Raw genomic sequence first — 4,253 nt, 5'->3', positions numbered from 1 at the left:
GGTAGAGACCACCTTCAGATTCAAATCTTAGTTTCCTTGCCACCTCCTCATCAATTCAACTCATTCCAAAATGTCAAACAGTAAGGATTGACCCTTTTCGCCTCCCTCCCCTTTTCGCCTCCCTCCTCAATCGCTCGGGGTTCAGAGCGCGACGCAATCCCGCCGCTGACAATGAACTGCAGCTGTGAATTCCCGGCGGCATGCCTGCACGACTTGCCAGAGTGCAGACGCTGCGCGACGAGCCGCTGCGGAATGTTGAGCTCCGCAAGTTCTACCGCCCGGCCAACTACGAGGCGGAGCCGCTCGACGTGCCGCCTTCTGCTGCTACTTCAAGCTCAGCCGAGCCGCGGCAACGCCATCCCATAGCGCTCCAACACGCCGGCGCGCAGCGAAACGCCGAGCCCGGGCCCAGGCGGCACCTGATACCAGCCGTCCTCGATCGCTAGGCTTTCCACCGTCAGCTGGTTGCGCAGCGCATTGACGAGGCAATTCGCCTCGTAGCTGTCGAAGGCTTCCGGGGCTGCCACACAGACATGCAGGGCCGCCGCCACGCCGATGGCCGAGCCCACGCCATGCGGCGAGAAGCGGGCGCCATACTTGTGGCAGAGTTGCGCGATCGCGAGCAGGCCGCTCACCCCGCCGGCCCGCGTCACGTTGGGCTGAACGATGTCGAGCGCGCCACGGCGCAGGAATTCGGTAAGGCGCTCGGCCGTGAATTCGCCTTCCCCTGCCGCGATCGGCACCGACGAACAGCGCCGCAGCGCGAGGTAGTCGTCGGGGTCGTCGGAACGCAGCGGCTCCTCGAACCAGGCGACGTTGAAGTCGGCAAGCTTAGGGGCCAGCATCGCAGCCTGCTTCAGGTCGTAGGCGCAGTTAGCGTCGACCATCAGCATCACGTCCGGACCTACTGCGGCGCGAACCGCTTCGAGGTGCTCGATGTCGCGCCGTGGCTCGCGGCCGATCTTGAGCTTGAGGGCGTCGAAGCCCGACTTCACGAAGCCCAGTGCGGCTTCGACGGACATCTCGGGTGTCTCGCAGAGCGGCACCGGGCTGGCGTAGGTCTTGACCGGCGGAGCCGTCTCTCGGCCAAGCAGGGCGTGCAGCGGAAGCCCGGCAAGCTTCGCGCGCAGATCGAAGAGGGCGATGTCCAGCCCGCTGAGCATCTCCATGGCCGGACCGCGCGAGTTGCCCTGCGCCACGCAATAGTCTCGCAGCCGCTGCAGCACGCTGCCGGCCTGCGAGAGATCGACGCCGACCAGCAGCGGCGCCGCCAGGTCGGCCACCAGCACGGCCGACGCCATCGGGTGCGGCAGCCCGTAGCACTCGCCTAGGCCGACATGGCCGTCCTCGGTTTCAATGAGGACCAGGGTCGAGTACTGGCCCAGGCGCGGAATGAACTGGAACTGGCTCGACGGCGCCAGCAACTCTGCGGGCACGTTCTGCGCAGCGCCGAACGCACTCGCGAAGGAGGCGAATAACGGGCAGGCTCTGACGCGGGTGATGCGGTTCATGAGACGGCGCTTTCGAAGATGGAATCGAAACGGGACATAGGTAACACATTGAGAGATTGGGTTTACGGGTTGTTTTTGGCAAGAAGGATCTGATCAGGGGGACCTATGTAAGCCGAAGGCTGGAATAGGTCCCCCTGATTGAGGGTAAGATTGGCGAGGTGACTAACTGATAACTGATACTGATAGGAATTTGCTTTTTAGCGGCGCAGCCGCCGAGGTGGGATCCGGAACCGGCTCCATGATATCATGTGGGTGTACCGATGATACGCTGTCTACCTCTTCCTCCATATTTTGGATTAGAAATCAGAAGATCTTTTTCTCTCGATGGATAAGGGGTTTGATTCTCTCTTAGAGGGAATAACTTTTAAGCGGGACAATTCTCTGCAAAAACCAGTTTAGATATTTCCTCTACGAGGTCGTTAATCGATTCGATATCGAATAGTAGAGTCACCGGTAAATCTCTATCCATCCACTCCGCCAAGTTGGAAGTGAGGGAAAACAGTTCCAACGATTCGAGGCCTAATGCGAGGAGATGTGTATCCAAATCGAGATTGCCCACCTCGATCCCCATTTTTTCTGAAACTTCAGTGGCGGTACGTTTTCTAAGGATCCTTTTAAATTCGGCTTGTCCCTTGGCTGCAGCTTCAGAGCCACTCAAGGATGCTTCGCATTCACCACAATTTTGGACGTCTGTATTAGATGTATCTTCTGTCATTTCGATATAGTGTATTTAAACTATAGTTTTGAGTGTGTTATTGAGGTAGCTGCTACGAGTAGAGTCTCGCCGAACTTTTCCGCTAGTCGTCTTTTGGATAGACATTTGCCGGACGAAGACGATCTCTTTTAGCGCCAATCCATGTTGTTCTGCTACTTTTACCCGTATTTCACAGTCCAGATCTTTAAGCCGTTGATCCAAGCTCCTATCGTCATCTGTTTGGCTTTTTACGAACGTCCGATTTAACTCTGTAATAACTACGACTCGCTCTTTGTTGTTCTCTTCAACGCCGAACACCGAGACGCCCAGGGGATAGACCGCGGGGTTTGATTTCTCCACGGTATATTCAATATCTTCTGAGAAAAAATTATCTCCGCTAATGCATATCAGCGCCTTCGATCTCCCAACAATATATAGTTCTCCTTCATGAACAAATCCCAAATCGCCCGTTCGGAGGAACTGGCCTTCTTGGCTTCCTTTCGGAATATATCCGAAAGTGTCGGAACTTGATTGGGCATTATTCCAGTAACCGGCGGCAACACTGCTACCTTGTACGCAAATTTCCCCTATAAGATCGGACTTAGAGAGTTCTCCTGAATCGGGATCTACGATTATAATCTTTTGATTATTCCAAGCCCGTCCACAACCAACTAAAGACCGCGCATCCTCCCTATTCGTAGTAGGTACTACTTTGTTCTTCTTCATAGAGGACGATGAAAAGTGTTTTTCGATGGGTTTCTTATCCACCTCGCCACCTGATACCAACAAAGTAGCTTCAGCTAATCCATAGCAGGGGTAGAACGCATTTTTGCGGAAACCACACTCTGAAAAAGCATTCGTGAATCGTCTTAATGTATCTGGACGAACAGGCTCTGCTCCACAAAAAGCAACCTCCCAACTACTCAAATCAAGGGTAACTTTAGCTTCGTCTGGAATCCTATTGATACATAATTCATAGGCAAAGTTAGGACCACCACTGGTGCGTGCCCCGTAATTACTGATTGTTTGCAACCAACGCTCTGGTTTTAAAAGAAATGACTCAGGAGGTATGAGAACGCTTTCCAACCCATGGAAGAGCGGAGCCATTACATTACCGACCAGACCCATGTCGTGGTAGAGAGGCAACCATCCCACATTCACACTATCTTCTTTTGCATCAAAAGCGCATCCGATCATATGTGCATTGTGAAGAAGCGCTCTATGCTTTAACATAACGCCCCGTGGATTGGAAGTCGACCCTGAAGTATACTGCACTATGGCCAATGAGTCACCATCAAGCTTGGGAACATTCCTTGGCTCCACAGTGGTGGATGAAAGGAGGTCATCGGTCGCAATCATCTGGATGTGATTGAGCGTTGGATTGCTTTCAAGAGTCGGCTTGATCCGGGTAAGCGTAGCGGAATCGAGCAAAGCAAAATTTGCGCCTACGTCATTCGCAATTTTGTTTAACCGTTCCATTGAACGGCGACCTGATCTCGGAGGAAATGCTGGGACGGCAACCGCACCCGCAAAGATACAACCCCATAGGGCTTGAATAAATCCCAGTCCGGAATTGTGAAAAATAAGAATTCTGTCCCCGGTGACGACGATATGGCTTAAGTGACTCGCTATTTGGCGGGCATTCGTAAACAGCTCTCGATAGGAGATCTGCTTAGTAGCATCGCTTCCAGATTCGCGGTAGGAAAAAGCAATACGCGACCCATGCAGTTCTGCTCTTTTACTTAGTAAATCGCCCCACGTTTCGCAGCCGATTATAGGTTCTACTAACTGTTCATCCATGCGCTTAGGATCTGGGCTCAAGGTAGACCAGGTAGCCGTTCTTCATTCGAAGACTCAGACCGGGGTCGATCTTTGCTGGTTCGTCTGAAACCGGTCTTACTCGAAATCTTTGTCCAATGAGAGCAACGATCATGACCGACTCCATCATGGCAAAGTGCATGCCCAGGCAAAGATGACGTCCTCCGGCGAACGGGATGTAAGCAGATTTGTCCAGTGACTTATTATTCGAGGGTAGAAACCGTTCAGGT

At 53.1% G+C, this 4,253-nt stretch carries 4 protein-coding genes; all 4 read right to left on the bottom strand.

The genetic code is table 11. The annotated features are described in order from the left end of the window. Window positions 1–335 precede the first annotated feature (335 nt). Window positions 336–1,511, bottom strand: coding sequence for a mandelate racemase/muconate lactonizing enzyme family protein (locus tag ACESNI_RS13735; protein WP_373087801.1), 1,176 nt, complete (start codon window positions 1,509–1,511; stop codon window positions 336–338). Between the two features lie 364 nt (window positions 1,512–1,875). Next, window positions 1,876–2,226: an acyl carrier protein gene (locus ACESNI_RS13730; RefSeq protein WP_373087799.1), complete on the bottom strand. Its 351-nt coding sequence runs from the start codon at window positions 2,224–2,226 to the stop codon at window positions 1,876–1,878. A gap of 15 nt (window positions 2,227–2,241) precedes the next feature. Beyond that, the gene (locus ACESNI_RS13725) at window positions 2,242–4,005 is read right to left on the bottom strand and encodes a fatty acyl-AMP ligase (RefSeq protein WP_373087797.1); all 1,764 of its coding nucleotides are present in this window, start codon (window positions 4,003–4,005) and stop codon (window positions 2,242–2,244) included. A gap of 4 nt (window positions 4,006–4,009) precedes the next feature. Next, the coding region (locus tag ACESNI_RS13720) for a cytochrome P450 (RefSeq protein ID WP_373087794.1) at window positions 4,010–4,253 on the bottom strand (244 nt) is incomplete at its 5' end.

The organism is Sneathiella sp. (assembly GCF_041689005.1).
Classification (GTDB): domain Bacteria; phylum Pseudomonadota; class Alphaproteobacteria; order Sneathiellales; family Sneathiellaceae; genus Sneathiella.
The sequence above is the reverse complement of the archived record's forward strand: the minus strand, read 5'-3'. Positions and strand labels throughout refer to the sequence as shown.

Coding starts and splice junctions, on each gene's coding strand:
- ACESNI_RS13735 (WP_373087801.1), bottom strand. CDS start 1,511: ATGAACCGCATCACCCGCGTCAGAGCCTGCCCGTTATTCGCCTCCTTC.
- ACESNI_RS13730 (WP_373087799.1), bottom strand. CDS start 2,226: ATGACAGAAGATACATCTAATACAGACGTCCAAAATTGTGGTGAATGC.
- ACESNI_RS13725 (WP_373087797.1), bottom strand. CDS start 4,005: ATGGATGAACAGTTAGTAGAACCTATAATCGGCTGCGAAACGTGGGGC.